13 protein-coding genes are annotated in these 18,313 nt (G+C 74.4%); 7 read left to right on the top strand and 6 right to left on the bottom strand.

Annotated elements, in window-relative coordinates; all coding sequences use genetic code 11:
• Positions 1 to 71: 71 nt before the first annotated feature.
• The 6 genes from ACSMXO_RS32645 to ACSMXO_RS32620 form a co-directional block, all read right to left on the bottom strand.
• On the bottom strand, positions 72 to 2,315 hold the full coding sequence (locus tag ACSMXO_RS32645) for a xanthine dehydrogenase family protein molybdopterin-binding subunit (RefSeq protein ID WP_455415047.1): 2,244 nt from the start codon (positions 2,313 to 2,315) through the stop codon (positions 72 to 74).
• A 13-nt stretch (positions 2,316 to 2,328) separates the two neighbouring features.
• The gene (locus tag ACSMXO_RS32640) at positions 2,329 to 3,345 is read right to left on the bottom strand and encodes an FAD binding domain-containing protein (protein WP_346262487.1); all 1,017 of its coding nucleotides are present in this window, start codon (positions 3,343 to 3,345) and stop codon (positions 2,329 to 2,331) included.
• The gene (locus ACSMXO_RS32635; protein ID WP_346262528.1) at positions 3,332 to 3,787 is read right to left on the bottom strand and encodes a (2Fe-2S)-binding protein; all 456 of its coding nucleotides are present in this window, start codon (positions 3,785 to 3,787) and stop codon (positions 3,332 to 3,334) included. Before ACSMXO_RS32635 ends, ACSMXO_RS32640 begins: the two co-directional genes overlap by 14 nt.
• Positions 3,788 to 4,120: 333 nt before the next feature.
• Positions 4,121 to 4,867: a TVP38/TMEM64 family protein gene (locus tag ACSMXO_RS32630; RefSeq protein ID WP_346262529.1), complete on the bottom strand. Its 747-nt coding sequence runs from the start codon at positions 4,865 to 4,867 to the stop codon at positions 4,121 to 4,123.
• A gap of 89 nt (positions 4,868 to 4,956) precedes the next feature.
• Complete coding sequence (locus tag ACSMXO_RS32625; protein WP_346262530.1) at positions 4,957 to 5,691, bottom strand: type 1 glutamine amidotransferase; 735 nt, start codon at positions 5,689 to 5,691, stop codon at positions 4,957 to 4,959.
• A 13-nt stretch (positions 5,692 to 5,704) separates the two neighbouring features.
• Entirely contained in the window at positions 5,705 to 6,952 is a 1,248-nt protein-coding gene (locus ACSMXO_RS32620; RefSeq protein WP_346262531.1) for a Mur ligase family protein, read from the bottom strand.
• A gap of 318 nt (positions 6,953 to 7,270) precedes the next feature.
• Here ACSMXO_RS32620 and ACSMXO_RS32615 point away from each other — a divergent pair, with 318 nt between their 5' ends.
• From ACSMXO_RS32615 to ACSMXO_RS32585, 7 genes are all read left to right on the top strand, one after another.
• Entirely contained in the window at positions 7,271 to 10,201 is a 2,931-nt protein-coding gene (locus ACSMXO_RS32615) for a DEAD/DEAH box helicase (protein WP_455415046.1), read from the top strand.
• 397 nt (positions 10,202 to 10,598) lie between these two features.
• A complete protein-coding gene (gene mraZ / locus ACSMXO_RS32610) occupies positions 10,599 to 11,030 on the top strand; it encodes a division/cell wall cluster transcriptional repressor MraZ (protein WP_346262489.1) in 432 nt (143 codons plus the stop codon).
• Positions 11,031 to 11,231: 201 nt separating this feature from the next.
• Positions 11,232 to 12,368, top strand: coding sequence for a 16S rRNA (cytosine(1402)-N(4))-methyltransferase RsmH (gene rsmH, locus ACSMXO_RS32605; protein WP_455415045.1), 1,137 nt, complete (start codon positions 11,232 to 11,234; stop codon positions 12,366 to 12,368).
• On the top strand, positions 12,365 to 13,039 hold the full coding sequence (locus ACSMXO_RS32600) for a hypothetical protein (RefSeq protein WP_455415044.1): 675 nt from the start codon (positions 12,365 to 12,367) through the stop codon (positions 13,037 to 13,039). The genes rsmH and ACSMXO_RS32600 overlap by 4 nt, the downstream gene beginning before the upstream one ends.
• 4 nt (positions 13,040 to 13,043) lie before the next feature.
• Positions 13,044 to 15,269 (top strand): peptidoglycan D,D-transpeptidase FtsI family protein, encoded by a 2,226-nt coding sequence (locus tag ACSMXO_RS32595; RefSeq protein WP_455415043.1) that lies wholly within the window; start codon positions 13,044 to 13,046, stop codon positions 15,267 to 15,269.
• Positions 15,270 to 15,321: 52 nt separating this feature from the next.
• The gene (locus ACSMXO_RS32590; RefSeq protein ID WP_455415042.1) at positions 15,322 to 16,893 is read left to right on the top strand and encodes a UDP-N-acetylmuramoyl-L-alanyl-D-glutamate--2,6-diaminopimelate ligase; all 1,572 of its coding nucleotides are present in this window, start codon (positions 15,322 to 15,324) and stop codon (positions 16,891 to 16,893) included.
• A complete protein-coding gene (locus ACSMXO_RS32585) occupies positions 16,890 to 18,296 on the top strand; it encodes a UDP-N-acetylmuramoyl-tripeptide--D-alanyl-D-alanine ligase (RefSeq protein ID WP_455415041.1) in 1,407 nt (468 codons plus the stop codon). The genes ACSMXO_RS32590 and ACSMXO_RS32585 overlap by 4 nt, the downstream gene beginning before the upstream one ends.
• Positions 18,297 to 18,313 lie beyond the last annotated feature (17 nt).

Here is an 18,313-nt window from a genome sequence, read left to right as displayed (position 1 = left end):
GGCGGGACCGTCAGTACGAGCCCGGAGTGGAGCCCGGAGCAGCCGGTCGGCCGGCGGCACCGGGCCGGTCCTCAGAGCAGGTCCTCCAGGGTGATCGGCAGGTGCCGGATCCGTCGGCCGGTGGCGTGGTACACGGCGTTGGCGATCGCGGCCGAGGTACCGACGATGCCGATCTCGCCGACGCCCTTCACACCGAGCGGGTTGACCACGGAGTCGGGTACCTCGATGACGTCGACCGTGACGTCCGGGGCGTCGGCGTTGAGCGGGAGCAGGTAGTCGGCGAGGCTGGCGTTGGCCCAGCGCCCGGTGTGCGGGTCCATCCGGGTCGCCTCCAGCAGCGCCTGACCCAGCCCCCAGAGCATCCCGCCCATCAGTTGGCTGTGCGCGGTCTTGCGGTTGAGTACCCGGCCCGGGGCGAAGACGCCGACCAGCCGGCGTACCCGGACCAGGCCGAGTTCGGCGTCGACGGCCACCTCGGCGAACTGGGCCCCGAAGGTGTGCATCGCGTAGTCCGTCATGGGCGGCAGGACCGGCATCCAGGTGCCCACCGTCTCCACGTCCGGAATGTGGTTACGGGTGAGCAGCTCGGCGTACGTCTCGCCGACCTCGGGCCGGTCGCGCAGGCACATCCGGCCGTCCCGGACCACCACCCCGGCCGGGTCGGCGCCGTGCAGCGGCGAGTGCTGGTCGGCGACCGCCTGCCCGACGAGCTGGTCGCGGAGCTGGGTGCAGGCCAGGTGTACCGGCGAACTGGTCGCCCCCGAGCCGGCCGAGCCGACCGCCGAGGCGACGTTCGGCAGGTCGGTGGTGCCGCCGAGGAACCGTACCCGGTCGACCGGCAGGCCGAGGCCGTCCGCGGCGACCTGGGTCATCGCGGTCAGCGCACCGGTGCCGAACTCGGAGATGCCGGCCTCGACGACCGCGCTGCCGTCGATGTACAGCCGGGCCCGGGCCCGCTGCGGGCTGATCGGGGCGGCCACCGGATAGGCGGCGGTGGCCATGCCGGTGCCGATCAGCATGTTCCCGTCCCGCCGGGCGCCGGGGGTCGGGTCGCGGTCGGCCCAGCCGAAGAGTTCGGCGCCGCGCTGGTAGCACTCCTTCAGCCCCTTGCTCGACCACGGCTTGCCGGTGTCCGGGTCGACGTCGGCGTGGTTGCGCAGCCGCAGCTCGACCGGATCGACCCCGGTGGCGTACGCGAGTTCGTCCATCGCGGACTCCAGCGCGAACATCCCGGTCGCCTCGCCGGGGCCACGGGTGAAGGTCGGGGTGATGGTGTTGCCCCGGGCCAGCCGGTAGCCGCCGGCGTAGTTCGGCGAGGCATACGTGATCGCGGCTGACTCCAGGGAGGTCTCGGCCCAGTCGTCGAAGTGCGAGGTCAGTGAGATCTTGTCGTGGGTGAGGGCCGCCAGCCGCCCGTCCCGGCCGGCGCCGAGCCGGATCCGCTGCTCCTGCTCCTCCCGGTAACCGCAGGAGTGGAACATCTGGTCGCGGCTGAGCGTGAGCCGGACCGGCCGGCCGACCCGGCGGGCGGCGAGCGCGGCGAGGGTGACGTGCGGCCAGATCAGCGCCTTGGACCCGAAACTGCCGCCGACGTAGTGGCTGAGCACCCGGACCTGGGTGGGTGGCAGGCCGAGCAGTTCGGCGACGCTGAGCTGGGTCGCGGTCGGCCCCTGGGTCGAGTCGTAGAGGGTGAGCCGGTCGGTGTCGTCCCAGATCGCCGTGGTCGTCCCCGCCTCCAGCGGGTTCTGGTGGTTGGCCGCGAACCGGTACGTCAGGTCGAGGTTCACCTCGGCGTCGCGCAGTGCCGTCTCCGGATCACCCCGGGTCGGGTTCCGGCCGGGGACCAGCCCGCCGAAGATCCGTTCCGGCTCGTACGCCTGGTCGCGCCCCTGGTCGAGCAGGGTCAGCGACGGCGTCTCGGCGTAGGTCACCTGGACCAGGCTGCCGGCGTGCTCGGCCCGCTCGATGGTGTCGGCGACGACGATCGCGACCGGCTGCCCGGCGTAGTGCACCACGTCGTCCTGCATCGGGAAGAAGCTCTGCCCGTGCGCGATCAGCCCGGCCAGCGACGGGAAGAGCTTCGGCTGGGCCGCGACCCGGGGCAGGTCGAGATGGGTCAGCACCGCGAGCACACCGTCCGCGACGCCGGCCTGCCGGCAGTCGATTCCGATGATCCGGCCGCTCGGCACCCGGGCACCGACCAGCACCGCGTGGGCGAGGTGGGGCAGGTTGAGTTCGCCGGAGTACCGGGCCGCGCCGGTGACCTTGGCCCGGCCGTCCACCCGGTCGAGGGCGGCCCCGAGCACCGGACTCATTCGTGTACTCCGCTCACGGTGGGTTCCCGTCGTCGCTGACCATCCGGGCGTCGCCGGTGACCATGCGCAGCGCCCGTACGACCGTGCGCCGGCCAAGCTCGATCTTGTACGCGTTCATCCCGTGCGACACCGCGTCGGCCAGCTCCGCGTCGGCTGCCGCCCGGAACGACTCGACGGTGGCCGGGGCGCCGACCAGCACCGACTCGGCCCGGCGGGCCCGCCAGGGCTTGGTCGCCACGCCGCCCAGCGCCAGCCGTACGTCGGTGACCACTCCGGCGTCCAGCGAGACGGCGACCGCCGCCGAGGCGAGCGCGAACTCGTACGACTCCCGGTCCCGTACCTTCAGATAGATCGAGGTGCTGGCCATCGGCAGCGGCGGGATCTCCACGGCCACCACCAGCTCGCCGTGCGCGGTCGGGTGCTCGCGATCCGGGGTCTGGCCGGGCGCCAGGTAGAAGTCGTCGGCGGGGATCTGGCGGTGCCCGGCCGGCCCCTGGGTGAGCACCACCGCGTCCAGCGCGACCAGCGCGACGGCCAGGTCGGAGGGGTGCGTGGCGATGCAGCATTCGCTGGTGCCGAGGACCGCGTGGCCCCGGTTGACCCCGTTCATCGCGCTGCACCCGGTGCCCGGTTCGCGCTTGTTGCAGGGCGCCGCCACGTCCCGGAAGTAGCCGCAGCGGGTCCGCTGCATCAGGTTGCCGCCGATCGAGGCCATGTTGCGCAGTTGCGGGGAGGCGCCGAGCAGCAGGGCCTGGGAGACCATCGGGAACCGGCGCCGGACCGGCAGGGCCTGGGCGACGTCGCTCATCCGGGCGACGGCGCCGATCCGTACCCCGCCGCCGGGCAGCTCGTCGACCTGCCGCAGCGGCAGGTCGTTGATATCCACCAGCCGCTTCGCCCCGGCGACGTGGATGCGTTGCAGGTCGACCTCGGTGGTGCCGCCGGCCAGGAAGGTGCTGCCCGGGTCGGCGGCGACCGTCCCGATCGCGGTGGCCACGTCGGCCACCCGGGAGTAGCTAACCGCTCGCATCGGGCCCACCCGTCCCGGCCTCGTCCCGGACCTGCCGGATGGCGGCCCGGATGTTCGGGTACGCCGCACACCGGCAGATGTTGCCGCTCATCCACTCCCGGATCTGCCCGTCGTCCGCGGCGTGCCCCTCGGCGAGGAACGCCACCGCCGACATGATCTGGCCGGGGGTGCAGTATCCGCACTGGAAGGCGTCCTGGGTGATGAACGCTTGCTGCATCGGGTGCAGGTCCACCCCGTCGGAGAGCCCCTCGATCGTGGTGACCTCGCGGGTCTCGCAGGTGATGGCCAAGGTGAGGCAGGCCAGTACCCGCCGTTTGTCCACCCAGACCGTGCAGGCGCCGCAGGCGCCCTGGTTGCAGCCCTTCTTGGTGCCGGTGAGGTCGAGCCGGTCGCGCAGCGCGTCCAGCAGGCTGACCCGGGGCTCGACCAGGATGTTCCGCATGGTGCCGTTGACGGAGAGCCGTACGACGGTGGCGTTCGGGCCGCGTACGACGGCGGTGTCGGCGACCTCCACCGCACCGGCTGTCTCGGCGTACGACTTCACCCGTCACCTCGCTGACCATCGCTGCCCGGGGCACCGGCCCGGCGGGGACGCCCACCGCCGGGGCCGGGGATCGCCCGGCCCCGGGGTGAGGCGCTGCCATCCGTCCTCCGGGGGCTGCCGCTGAAGGAGGGCGGTGGTGTCATCAGCCTATCGACGAGCAGTCCTTATAGGGCAAATACCGCGAAATGCGCAATCGACCCGGCAGCCCGTCGGGGCGCCCTCCGCTACCGGTTACTCCGGGTTCGGTGCCTGGCCGTCGGCCGGGACGTGCCGGTCGCCGTTGCCGGCACCACCGGACCGGCGGGCCTGCCCGGCGGCGCGTTCCGCCCGCCACCAGCGCACCGCCAGCACCGCGGTGGCGACCAGGCCCAGTGCGCCCGGGGTGACCGCCAGCCAGTTCACCTCGTCCGGCGAGACCGCCGCCGCGCCCACCGCCGCGTAGCCGAACGCGGACGGGGTGGCCGCCAGCACGCTGCCCAGCAGGAACGGTGCCAGCCGCGCGCCGGTGGTGCCGTAGCCGTAGCTGATCAGCCCGAACCCGCCGATCGGGATCAGCCGGACGCTGACCACCCCGAGCACGCTCTGCCGGGCGAACCATCCGTCGAGCCGGGCCAGCCGGCCGCGTACCCGTTCCGCGACGAACTCCCGACCGAGCAGCCGGCCGACCCCGAAACCGGCGAGCGCGGCGAGCAGGGCGGCGGCCAGCGTGTAGCCGGCACCGAGCAGCGGCCCGAAGATCGCTCCCCAGACCACCGTGATCGCGGTCCGGGGCACCAGCGCGACCAGCAGCAGTGCGCCGCCACCGATCGCGGCGACCGGCGCGAGTGCACCGAGCCGGTCGGCCAGCCGGGGCAGTTGTGCCACCTCGGGCCGGGGCACCAGCAGCAGCGCCAGCCCGAAGAGGCCGAGCACCAGGAGCAGTACGGTGAACCGCGCGACCGACCGCTGCCGGAGCAACCGCCGGACGCGTCCGATCAGTGAATCTCTGTCAACCTCCCCGTGCGGTCCGCCCTGGCCGCAGGTGGAAGTCGAGGCGCCCGCGCCGCTCTGTTCAGCTTGGGAAGGGCTCACTGCCGGGCGGCGGCCAGGGCCGCGCTGCGTTCGGCCCGCAGCCGGTCCGACCAGGTGTCGTCCAGCGGCGGTAGCTGCTGCACCCCGATCGCCCAGCGCAGCAACAGGTCCGCCAGGGCCGGGTTGCGGGCCAGCGCCGGACCGTGCGAGTACGTGCCGAGCAGCTTGCCCCGCCACGCTCCCTCGGTGTTGCCGTCGTTGCCGACTCCGGTGCTGACCCGGGCCAGCGGCGACACCGCGGGACCCAGGTGGGTACGCCCGCCGTGGTTCTCGAAGCCGCTCAGCGGCGGCAGCCCGAGCCGGGGGTCGATGGCGCCGGCGAGTTCGCCGACCGCCCGGGACGGCCCCCGGTCGGAGTGCAGGTCGAGCAGGTCCAGGCCGGCGCACTTGGCGCCCTTGGCGAAGAACGAACCGCCGAGCAGTTGGTAGCCGGCGCAGACCGCGAAGACCACTGAGCCCTGCTCGGCGGCCCGACGCAGCCCGCCGTCGGCGATCAGCCGCTGCGCGCCCAGCGCCTGCGGGCCGTCCTCGCCGCCGCCGAGCAGGTAGATGTCCGCCGAGGTGGGCAGCCGCTGGTCGGAGCGGATCTCGATGCACTCCACCGGCAGGCCGCGCAGCTCGGCCCGGCGGGCCAGGATCAGCATGTTGCCCCGGTCGCCGTAGGTGGAGAGCAGGTCCGGATAGATCCAGACGATCCGCAGGTTGCTCTCTCCACCGGCCTGGCCGGGCATGCGGTAGGCGGGATTAGTTGACACGGTCCAACTCCGCTCGGATGTCCTGGAACGCCGTGTAGTTGGCGATGACCTCAAGCCGGCCCGGCGGGACGCTCGTGATCGCTTCGGTGAAGGTCCTGACGTGCTGGAACGGTACGCCGTTGACGTCCAGCCGGACCGCCAGGTCGTACGCCCGGTCGCCGGTGATCAGCACCTGCCGCCCGCGCAGCGGGGCGAAGTCGACGTCGAACAGCCAGGAGGTGTCCAGCCCGTCGGGGTCCCGGGCGTTGATCGACAGCAGCGTCGGCGCCTCCTCCGCCATGTCGAACGCCTCCAGCCAGCTCGCCGGGTTCTTCGCCAGCAGCAGCCGGATCGTCCGGCCGTCCTTGACCACCTGGGCGTACCGGCCGGCGACCGAGGCGACCCCGCCGAGCCGGGACACCGCGTCGGTCGGCCGTACGCCGAACTCGGCCGCCACCGCCAGCGCGGTCGCCGCGTTGCCGAGGTTGACCCGGCCGGGCAGTTGCAGGACCACCTTGTGCCAGTCACCGGCGGGGTCGACCACACCGTCGTCCTCGACCACCCACTGCGGCTCCGGCCGGCGCAGCCAGCAGCCGGTGCACCACCACTGGTCCGCCATCCGCTCGATCGGGGAGCCGCACTCGGGGCAGACCCAGGAGTCGTCGTGCCAGCGCTGGCCGGCGCTGAACCAGGTGACCGGTGCCGGGGCCAGCTGCGGGCTGCGGGTCGCCGGTGGGATCGCCGCCCAGACCACCATCGGGTCGTCGGCGTTGGCGACCACCCGTACCGAGGGGTGCCGGACCAGCGCGGCCCGCCAGAGCTGGGCCATCATCGCCACCTCCTTGGCCCGGTCGAGCTGGTCCCGGGAGAGGTTGAGCAGGGCCACCACCCGGGGCTCGGTCGCCTCCAGCACCTGGGCCAGGTAGTGCTCGTCGACCTCCAGCACGGCATAGGGGGTGCTGCCGGCCTTGGCCAGTGCCGAGGTGTGTCCGGTGGGCATGTTCGCCCCGAAGGAGTTGGTCGCCACCCGGCCGAGTACGCCGACCGCCGCCGCGGTCAGCCGGGTGGTCGTCGTCTTGCCGTTGGTGCCCGAGACCAGCGCGATGGCCCGGCCGGACGCCAGATGGGCGAGGAGATCAGGATCGATCTTGAGACCGATCCACCCGCCGATCACCGAGCCGTCACCCCGGCCGGCCGCCCGGGACAGGGCTGCGGCGGTGCGCGACACCGAACTGGCCACCTTCGCCCGGAGAGGCATCTTCCCGTCCGTCACGCGAGCGAGGTTACCGGACGGCGCCGGGCGGGTGACCGTCGCACGAAAGTACCCGACGGCCCGGGATCCGCTCCGGGGTCGGCCCGGCCCACCCGGAACGGCCCCGGACCCGGACCGCCCGGCCCCGGACCCGGACCGCCCGGCCCCGGACCCGGACCGCCCGGCCCCGGGCACCGGCGCCCGGTGCCCGGGCACGGCGGTCCGGTACCTGCTCGGGCGTCCGGTCCGGGCCGGCAGCGGTGTAGCGGGCGCCCGGGCCGAGGCACCCGTTCCGGCGTGCCCGGTTGGTACGCTCGGCTGCCGATGAGCCCCTCCGTCGCGTCCGTGCTGCGGGCCCTCGCCGACCTCGCCCCGGCCGCACCCGAGCGGGTGCTCGACGTGACCCGTCCCGGCCAGCCGCTGATCTGGCTGGCCGATCCGCAATCCTGCCGCCCGTCCCGCGAGGTGGAGCGGCTGGCCGCGGCCGACCTGCTGCACCGCGACGTTCGGACGCTGCGCCGTGGCTGGGGCCTGGTCGCCGGGGTGGTGGAGATCGACGGGGTGACCAGGAAAGTGCGCTTCCCGCTGCTCAGCGAGCCGGTCCGGCTGGAGCGCACGCTGCGCGGGTACCGGGTCGTCCCGGCCGGCGACTTCGAGGTCACTCCGCTGGTCGAGGACCGTGACCTGGCCGCCCGGCTGGAGGTGGCGCCGGGCCTGGGTGGACCCGGGTGGCTGGCCAGCACTGGCGCCGAGGCCTGGTTGCGCACCGTCGCCCAGGCGGCCGGCCTGCCGATACGCGAGTACGACCGGATCCGGCGTACCGGTCGGGCGAGCTTTCCGGCCCGGCCGCCGGTGCTCTACGTCTCGGCGGTGCTGTTCAGCGTGCGGGACGTCGCCGGGCTGGCGCTCGGTGACCGGCTGCGCGCCTGGGCCGCCCGGCCCGACGTCGAGTCCACCGCCCTGGCCGTGGTGTACGGCACCGCCGCCCCGGACGCACCCGCCGCCCCGGCCGACTCCGGACCGGTCGACTCGCCGCTGCCGCTGAACGAGGCCCAGACCGAGGTGGTACGCCGGGTCCGGCACCAGCCGGTGACCGTGGTCTCCGGTCCGCCGGGCAACGGGAAGAGCCACGCCGTGGTCGCCGCCGCGCTCGACGTGGTCGACCGGGGCGGGAGCGTACTGGTCGTCACCCAGTCCACGCACGCCGCCGACGTACTCGGCGAACTGCTGGAGCGCTATCCGGGGCCGCGACCGGTGCTGTTCGGCGACGCGGAACGCCGGGCCGCACTGGCGGCCTCCCTCGACGTGACCGCCGAGGCGGAGGTGACGGCGGCGACCCTGGACGCGGACCGGGCCGCCGTGGCCGAGGCGACCGCCGAGGTGGAACGGGTGACCAGGCAACTCACCGAGCTGCTCGGCCTCGAACTGCTGGCCGGCGAGGTGCAGCGCTGGGCGCCGGTGGTCGGCGGGCTGCGACTCGACGTACCCGGTGCCTTCGCGCCCGGTGCCGACCTGGTGGCGGCGGTCCGGGCGGCCGAGCGGGCCCGGGCCTCGGCCGGTGCGTGGTGGCGGCGCTGGCTGCCGGGGCGACCGGGTCGCCGGCTGCGCCGCCAGCTCGGTGCGGCGGAGACGGTGTCGCTGGACCGGCTCGACGACGCGATCGCGGCGGCCCGGGCGGAGGTGGCGGCGGCCCGGTTGGCGACCGTCGGCGGCGCCGACCCGGGCCCGTTGTGGCCGGTGCTGGCGCAGGCCCGGCAGCGGTTGTCGGCGGCGCTGGGCACCGCGATGCGGCATCGCAGTCGTGGCCCGGACCGGTGGGACGCCGCGGGCCGCCGCAGCGCCGCCGCGCTGGCCGGTGCGCTGCGGGCGGGCCGCAACCGGCGCCGGGAACTCCTCGCCGAACTGAGCGGGGGGGCCCTGGTCCGGGCGCTGCCGCTGTGGATCGGCACGGTCACCGACGTCGAGGAACTGCTGCCGCCGATCGCCGGGCTCTTCGACCTGGTGATCATGGACGAGGCGTCGCACACCGACCAGATCCGGGCGGCGCCGGCCCTGGCCCGGGCCCGCCGGGCGCTGGTGGTGGGCGATCCCCGGCAACTGCGGTTCGTCTCGTTCGTCGCCGACGTCGACGTGGTGGCGACCCTGCACCGGCACGGCCTCGACAACCGGGTCGACGTACGCCGGGTCAGCGCCTTCGACCTGGCCGCCGGGGCCGCCCCGGTGACCTGGCTGGACGAGCACTACCGCTGCGCCCCGCACCTGATCGAGTTCTCCGCGCACCGCTTCTACGGTGACCGCATCGCGGTGGCCACCCGGCATCCCGGCAACGAGACGGCGGACGTGATCGACGTGCGGACGGTGCCGGCGGAGGGTACCGAGGCGGGAGTGAACCGGGCCGAGGTGGCGGCGGTGGTGGCCGAGGTCCGCCGGCTGGCCGAGGCGGGTCGGGTCGGCATCGGTGTGATCACCCCGTTCCGGGCCCAGGCCAACGCGCTGGAGTCGGCGCTGGTGGCGGAGTTTCCGGTGACCGAGATCGAGCGGCTGGGGCTGCGGGTCGGCACCGTCCACTCGTTCCAGGGCAGCGAGGCGGAGACCGTACTGGTGTCGCTGGCGGTGACCGATCCGGTCCCCGCCGGGCGGATGCGTTTCCTGACCGACCCGAACCTGTTCAACGTGATGGTCACCCGGGCACGGCGCCGGATGGTCGTGCTGACCTCGCAGTCCGCGCCGAACGGCCTGCTCGGCGACTACCTGCGGTACGCGGCGCTGCCGCCGGAGCCGCGCGGCGAGCCGGTCGCCGTTCCGGGCACGTCCGCCGCCGGGCGGGCAGGCGGTGGCACGTCGCGGAGCGCGCAGGCCCGGCCCGCTGCCGCGGCAACGACAGCAGGCAGCCCGGCGGGGGCGGGAAGCCTGGCGCCGATCGCAGTCCGAGGCCCGGCGCCGGTCCGGGCCGGCAGCCCGGTGCCGGGCGGCTGGGCGGGCGAGTTGGCCATCGAACTGGCCCGGATCGGGCTGCCGGTCCGGCGCCACTATCCGGTCGGGCGCTGGACCGTGGACCTCTGTGTCGGCGCCGGTGCGTCGGCGGTCGGGCTGAACTGTGTCGTCCAGCCGGCCGGCCCGGCGGCACACATCGCCCGGCACCGCGCGCTGGTCCAGGCCGGGTGGGTGGTGGTCGACGCGTTCGCCAGCCGGTGGGGCGGCGATCCGGTCCGGGCCGCCCTGGACGTCGCGGCCCGGTGGCCGGAGCTGACCTGAGCCGTCGCCACCCGGCCGCGGGTCGCCGCCCCGGTCGATCGCGGCGGGGTGGGCCGCCGCAGCGAATTTTTCCTCCACTTTCCTCCCGCCCCGCTTCAGCGGGGCGGTCGGGGTGACCGGATGAGTCGGAAAAAGCGTGTATATCCGGGCGCTGAGTGGCCCGCGTACCGCTGTCGGATAGTGGACCTTCGCGGCGGGGGGCCCACTTCCCTCCACCGCCGGCCACCCCTTCTGACGTGCGGTTTCATCCGGAGGACAGCCGGTCTTTCCGGGCGATTCCGGTTGCGGGTGGAGGGAAGTGGAGTAGAGTGGGGCGCGATGGGGGGCCAGGAGGGCCCGCCGGCCCGGGGGGCAGCGGCGCCGCGAACGCCGCTGGTAGGGCGAGGGGGTTGGGCCGGTGTTTCTCGGCACGCACACCCCGCGCCTGGACGACAAGGGCCGGCTGATCCTTCCGGCCAAGTTCCGGGACGAGCTGGCGGGAGGTGTCGTGATCACGAAAGGGCAGGAGCGCTGCCTCTACGTCTTCCCGATGCCCGAGTTCCAGCGGATCGCGGGGCAGTTACGCGAACAGCCGATGACGCACAAGGCGGCCCGGGCCTACAGCCGGGTCTTCTTCGCCAGTGCGCACGACGAGATCCCGGACAAGCAGGGTCGGGTCACCATCCCGATCCACCTGCGGGAATACGCCGCGCTGGATCGGGAGCTGGTGGTGATCGGGGCGAGCACCCGGGTGGAGATCTGGGACAAGCGGTCCTGGGAGACCTACCTCGCTGACAGCGAAGAGGACTTCGCCGACATCGAGGAGGGGGTGCTGCCGGGCGGACTGTAGGGCGGCGCGTGCCGACGCCCGACGTACTGCGAGATCTCCACCCGCTCGAGGTTCCTGGCGCCTCTTCCCCGGTGCCAGGCGCGATCCTCCGACGGTCCGAAGGTCGGCCCGGGGGAGCGGAGCGGATGGGGATCTGGCGGTACGACGAGCGCGACAGATACCGGGCACGTCCGGACGAGACAGGGGTCACTGGGGGTCGACATGGGGGAGCTACGCGGTACGCACGTGCCGGTGCTGCTTGAGCGATGTCTCGAGCTGCTCGCTCCCGCCCTGGACCGGGCCGACGACCGGACGACCGTGTACGTCGATGCCACGCTCGGGTTGGCCGGGCACGCCGAGGCGGTGCTTGCCGCGCATCCGCGTACCGTCCTGATCGGACTCGACCGGGACACCGAGGCACTGGCACACGCGCGGGCCCGACTCGACCGGTACGCCGACCGGACCCACCTGGTGCACGCGGTCTACGACGAGCTGCCCGAGGTGCTGGAGCGGCTCGGCTACGACCGGGTGGACGGCGTGCTGTTCGACCTGGGCGTCTCCTCGCTGCAACTCGACGCGCCCGATCGCGGGTTCGCCTACGCGCAGGACGCGCCGCTGGACATGCGGATGGACCAGTCGGCCGGTACGACCGCCGAGGAGGTCGTCAACAGCTACTCGCACGGCGAGCTGGCCCGGGTGCTGCGGGTCTACGGCGAGGAGCGGTTCGCCGGCCGGATCGCCTCGGCGATCGTCCGGGAGCGGGAACGCAACCGGCTCACCTCGTCGGCCCGGCTGGCCGAGCTGGTCAGGGAGTCCATTCCGGCACCTGCCCGACGTACCGGGGGACATCCGGCCAAGAGGACGTTTCAGGCTTTACGGATTGAGGTAAACCGGGAGCTGGCCGCGCTGGAAACGGCGCTGCCGGCCGCCCTGGACGCACTGTCCGTGGGCGGTCGCGCGGTGGTGCTGTCCTACCACTCGCTGGAGGACCGGATCACCAAGCAGGTGTTCGCCGGCCGTGCCCGGAGCACCGGGCCGGTCGACCTTCCGGTCGAGCTGCCCGGTACCGGGCCGATGCTGCGGCTGCTCAGCCGGGGAGCTGAGCTGCCGGGCGAGGCGGAGGTCCAGGCCAACCCGCGGGCCGCATCGGTGCGGCTGCGGGCGGCCGAGCGGATCGAGCGGGACGGCGGTACGGGCACGACGACGAGGCGGGCTGTCCGCGAACGGCCCGGGCGAGTCGTCGGGGCAACAGGTCCGGCCGGTGCGGGGGCACCGGGCGGGTCCGACGGAGCGCGACGGGACATGCCGCGGCCGGCATCCGACGGCGGCGGCACGACACAACAGGGGGAGGGAAGATGAACGTCAACAAGCGCGAGCGCCGGGAACAGCCCGACGCGACGCGCGGCGCGCAGCAGCGCACACCGCGGTCGGGGGGCCGGACCACGGTGCAGCGGGTGCAGCGGGCGGGCGGCGGCCGGTCGAACCCGGCGTCGGAGGCCCGGGTGCGGGGGGCACGACAGTATCCGACCCAGGGCAGTGCCGCACTGCGTGAGCGGGACTGGGAGCAGCCGGCGGAATCCGCCCGGGGGCTGCGGGTCTGGGACAGCTCCGACGAGCGGCCGGACCGGGCACCGGAGTCGGCGACGCCGGCCCGGCGCTCCCGGCTCCGGGTCGCGCCACCGCTGCCGGTGGCCCGACCCCGGGTCTCGTTCGTGGCGCTGATCCTGGTGCTGGTGGTCGGCGGGATGCTCGGCATCCTGGTGGTCAACAGCAAGGTCAACGAGAACGCGTTCCGGCTGGAGCGGTTGCAGCAGCAGCAGTCCACGCTGGACATCCAGGAGCAGGAGCTGAAGCAGAAGATCGCCGACGCCGAGGTGCCGGGCAACCTCACCGCCCGGGCCCGCCAGCTGGGCCTGGTCGACTCGGGGCCACCGGCCTTCATCCGGCTGCCCGACGGCCGGGTGATCGGAGTGCCGCAACCGGCCGGTGGCGAGCCGGCGATCACCAGCCAGCAGGGTGCCGGGGGATGACCCGGTGACGCCGCGGTCCGACGAGCCGCGCCGGGACGCTTCGGTGTCCCGGCGCGGCTCGTCGCGTGCCGGTCGGGACACCGAGCGCGGTGCCGACTCCGGCGGCCGGTCCGGTTCCGGGCTGGGCGGCATCTCCGACGCCCGGGCGTACACCCCGCGCGGCCGGACCGTGCGGGACAGTCCAGAACTCCGGCGTACGCCCGGAGTCTCCGGCGACCCGGGTGGCCGGTCCCGGCGTACCCCCAGGACCGAACGGTCGGCGGACCCGTTCCGGCCGGCGTTGCAGGTGCTCGACGGCGGCCGGGCCGGCGCGGCCCGGACCGCCCGGCGGGCCGTGCCGACCGGGGCCGGCCGCACCATCACCCCGCGCCCGGTCCGGGGCGGCGGCGACGTCGCCAAGCCGGCCCGGCGGCGGCCGGCCGAGCCGGCCGGCGGCGGGACCCGGACGGCTGGTGCGCCCGCCCGGCGCCCGGCCCGGCGACCGCGCCGGCCACCCCGGCTGGCCGACCCGCACCGGCGGCTGCGCCTCGGCACGCTGCTCGCGCTCGCCATGTTCACCACCATCGGCATCCGGCTGGTGGCGCTCCAGGTCGTCGAGGCCCCGGAGTACGACGGCGGCGGCGTCGGTGACCGGCTGCATACGGTCGTCCTGCCAGCCCCCCGGGGTGCCATCTACGACCGCTCCGGGGCGGCGCTGGCGCACAGCGTCGAGGCCCGCTACGTCTACGCCGACCCGGAACTCGTCGACGACCCGGCCCGGACGGCCGCGGCCCTCTCGCCGCTGCTCGGCATCCCCGCCTCCAAGCTGACCGAGGAGATGCGGAAGCGGAAGCGGCCGGACGGGCGCCCGTCGAACTTCGAATACCTGGCCCGGGGCGTCGAGGTCGGCACCGCCGAGAAGATCATGGAACTCAACCTGAAGGGCATCGGCACCGGGCGGGACGAGCGGCGCGAGGTCCCCGGTGGCGACCTGGCGGCCAACCTGCTCGGCTTCACCAGCCAGGACCGGGTTGGCCTGGAGGGGATCGAGGCCCGCTACGACGAGCTGCTGCGCGGGGTGAACGGCGAGCGGGAGTACGAGGTCGGCAAGGGCGACCTGGCCGCCGAGATCCCCGGCGGCTACAACAAGGTCACCCAGGCCCGGCCGGGCAGCTCGCTGCAACTCACCATCGACCGGGACCTGCAATTCATGGTGCAGCGGATCCTCGCCAAGCGGATGCAGGAGGTCAACGGCACCACCGGGGCGGCCGTGGTGCTCGACGTACGCACCGGCGAGGTGCTGGCCCAGGCGAGCTATCCCACCTACGACGCGGCCGACTGGAAGAAGTACGACGCCAGCGACCGCAACGACGCCGCCACCAGCTTCGTGGTCGATCCCGGGTCGGTGCACAAGGCCATCGTCTTCGGCGCCGGGCTGGAGGAAGGGGTGATCACCCCGGACACCGCCTGGCCCACGCCGTCCGGCATCCGCAAGGGTGACCAGACGTTCCGGGACACCCATCCCGTGCAGGGCCGCAAGCTCAGCGTCGCCGGCATGCTCGGCTTCTCCTCCAACGTCGGCACCATCCGGGTCGCCGACAAGCTCGGCGCGGAGAAGCTCTACGAATACCAGCTCCGGTTCGGGCTGGGCCGGCCGACCGGGGAAGGGGTGTTCGGCGAGGCGTCCGGCCGGGTGCTCAAGCCGTCGGAATACAGCGGCTCGACGTACGGGTCGGTGCCGATCGGGCACAGCGTCGACGTCACGCCGTTGCAGATGGCCGCCGCGTACGCCGCGATCGCCAACAACGGCACCTGGGTCCAGCCCCACCTGGTACGCGAGATCATCGGCCCGGACGGCAAGCGGAAGCCGGTACCCGCCCCCCAGACCCGCCAGGTGCTGCGCCCGGAGACCGCCGCCGCGCTGCGTACCCTGCTGGAGGCGCCGGTGACCATCGACGGCGGCACCGCCACCCAGGCGGCGATCAAGGGCTACCGGGTCGCCGGCAAGACCGGCACCGGATCGCGGGTGGTCGACGGCCGGTACGCCCCCGGCGAGGTCGCCTCGTTCATCGGGATGGACCAGGCGGACGACCCGCGTTACGTCATCGCGGTCTTCGCGCACACCCCGTCCGGCGGCGGCGGCGACGTCTCCGCACCGGCCTTCAAGGAGATGATGGAGTTCGTACTCCGTCACTATCGGGTGCCCGCCACCGGCACCGCGCCGCCGAAGTTCGTCGTCTATCCGCGATGACCTGCCGAAACGGGACATCATCGGTGGGTGCGGGCAAACCACCGGGGCGGCTGTGCGGGGTGGACCCCCCGACGGGGTAGGGTCTGACGCCGTGCCCGGCAATCCCCGTCCCCGCGCCGTGACGCCGGTCCGGCTCGCCGATCTCGCCGCGCGAGTCGCCGCCGAGTCGCCCCCGGACGCCACCGATTTGGCGGTCACCGGGGTGACCCACGCCAGCGGCGAGGTCCACCCCGGCGACCTCTACGCAGCGCTTCCGGGCGCCCGCCGGCACGGCGCCGAGTTCGCGGCCGCGGCCGCGGCGGCGGGTGCGGTGGCCGTACTCACCGATCCGGCCGGTGCCCCGGCGGCGGCCGAGGCCGGGCTGCCCGCCCTGGTGGTGCCGGAGCCGCGTGCGGTGCTCGGCGAGCTGGCCGGTGCCGTGTACGGCGACCCCACCGCCGGGCTGACCGTCATCGGCATCACCGGCACCGCCGGCAAGACCAGCACCACCTACCTGATCGAGTCCGGGCTGCGGGCCGCCGGGCACGTCACCGGCCTGATCGGCACCGTGGAGTGCCGGCTCGGCGACCTGGTGGTGGAAAGCGTCCGGACCACTCCGGAGGCCACCGACCTGCACGCGATGCTCGCGGCGGCCCGGGAGCGCGGGGTCACGGCGGTGGCGATGGAGGTCTCCAGCCACGCCCTGGCGATGGGCCGGGTCGGCGGGGTCCGGTTCACCGTCGGCGGCTACACCAACTTCGGCCACGACCACCTGGACTTCCACGCCGACGTCGCCGACTACTTCGCGGCCAAGGCGCGGCTCTTCGACGGCCGGTGCGACGTCGAGGTGCTCAACCACGACGACCCGGCGCTGGAGCCGCTGCGCCGGCCGGCCACCGTCACCTACTCGGCAGCCGGCGACCCGGCCGCGACCTGGCGGGCTGGCGCCATCCGCGAGTCCGGCTACACCCAAACCTTCACCGCGTACGGCCCCGACGGCCTGGCGGTCGAGGCGGGGGTGGCGCTGCCCGGCCGGCACAACGTGGCGAACGCGCTGCTGGCGATCGCCGCGCTGGTCGGCGCGGGGGTCGATCCGGCGGTCGCGGCCCGGGGCGTGGCCGCCTGTCCGGGAGTTCCCGGCCGGCTGGAGCTGGTCGAGGCGCCCGGCCCGGTGCGCGGGGTGGTCGACTTCGCGCACACCCCGGACGCGGTGGTGGCCGCGCTGACCGCGCTGCGCGACCTGACCACCGCCGGCAACCGGCTGATCTGCGTGCTCGGCTCTGGCGGCGACCGGGACCACGGCAAGCGTTCGCTGATGGGTGCCGCCGCGTCGGCCGGAGCGGACCTGGTGGTGGTCACCGACGACAACCCGCGCAGCGAGGACCCGGGGGCGATCCGGGCCGAGGTGCGGCGCGGGGCCGAGCGGGACGGCGGGCCGGACCGGGTCCGGGAGGTGGCCGGCCGCCGGGCCGCGATCGACGAGGCGGTCCAGCTCGCCGAGCCCGGTGACGTGGTCGCGGTACTCGGCAAGGGGCACGAGCGCGGCCAGGAGATCGCCGGCCGGACGTACCCGTTCGACGACCGGGTCGAGCTGGCCGCCGCGCTCGCCGCCCGGTTCGGCAACCTGGTGGAGGGCCGCCGATGATCCCGCTGACCCTGTCCGAGGTGGCCACCGCGGTCGACGGCCGGCTGGTCGCCGCCGATCCGGCGCTGCGGGTCACCGGCCCGGTCGAGTTCGACTCCCGCAAGGTTCGCCCCGGCGGGCTCTTCGTGGCCTTCCCCGGCGAGAAGGTGGACGGGCACGACTTCGCGGCGGCGGCGGTCGCCTCCGGCGGCGCGGTCGCGGTGCTCGGCTCCCGGCCGGTCAACGGGGTGCCGATGGTGCTGGTCCCCGACGCCCGGGCCGCGCTCGGCAGGCTGGCCCGGGCGGTGCTGGACCGGCTCCCCGAACTGACCGTGATCGGGCTGACCGGGTCGTCCGGCAAGACCACCACCAAGGACCTGGTCGCCCAGCTCACCACCCGGCTCGGCGCCACCGTGGCGCCGCCGGGCTCGTTCAACAACGAGCTGGGGCACCCGTACACGGCGTTGCAGGCCGGCGCAGAGACCCGGTTCCTGGTGCTGGAGAAGGGCGCCCGGGGGCTGGGGCACGTCCGCTACCTGTGCGAGATCGCGCCGCCCCGGATCGCGGTGGTGCTCAACGTGGGTGTGTCGCACATCGGCGAGTTCGGCTCGCAGGAGGTGATCGCCCAGGCCAAGGGCGAACTGGTCGAGGGGCTGCCGGCCGACGGGCTCGCCGTGCTCAACGCCGACGACGAGCGGGTACGCGCGATGGCGGCCCGCACCGCCGCCCGGACGGTACTGGTGGGCGAGGCCACGGATGCCGAGGTGCGGGCCGAGGAGGTCGGCCTGGACGATCGCGGGCGGGCGTCGTACACCCTGGTCACTCCGGAGGGACGCGCGGCGGTCCGGCTCGGGATCAGCGGCCGGCACCAGGTCGGCAACTCGCTCGCCGCGGCGGCGGTGGCAAGGGAGCTCGGCATGCCGCTGGCCGAGCTGGCCGAGGCGCTCGGCCGGCTCGGCCTGCCCTCGACCCGCCGGATGGACGTCTTCGACCGCACCGACGGGGTGACGGTGATCGACGACTCCTACAACGCCAACCCCGCCTCGACGTCCGCGGCGCTGCGGGCGTTGGCCGGGATGGGCGAGCGGCGGCGCACCTTCGCGGTGCTCGGCTACATGGCCGAGCTGGGCGATTTCGAACGGGACGGGCACGAGCAGGTCGGTCGGCTCGCGGCCGAGCTGGGCGTCGACCGGCTGATCGTGGTCGGCGAGCCGGCCGCGCCGATCCACGACGGCGCGGCGGCGATGGCGAATTGGGGAGGAGAGTCGGTGCTGGTTAGCGATCAGGCGGCGGCGGTCGAGGCGCTGCGCCGCGAGTTGCGGCCGGGTGACGTCGTCCTGGTGAAGGGCTCGCGCTACCGCACCTGGGAGGTGGCCGACGCGCTGCGCGCCGAGGCCGTCGAGCCCGGGAACGGGTCCCGGTGAGCGGGTCGGTCGTGGTC

The organism is Plantactinospora sp. DSM 117369 (genome assembly GCF_053764795.1).
Note: the sequence above shows the minus strand (reverse complement) of the source record. Positions and strands in the feature narration are given on the sequence as shown.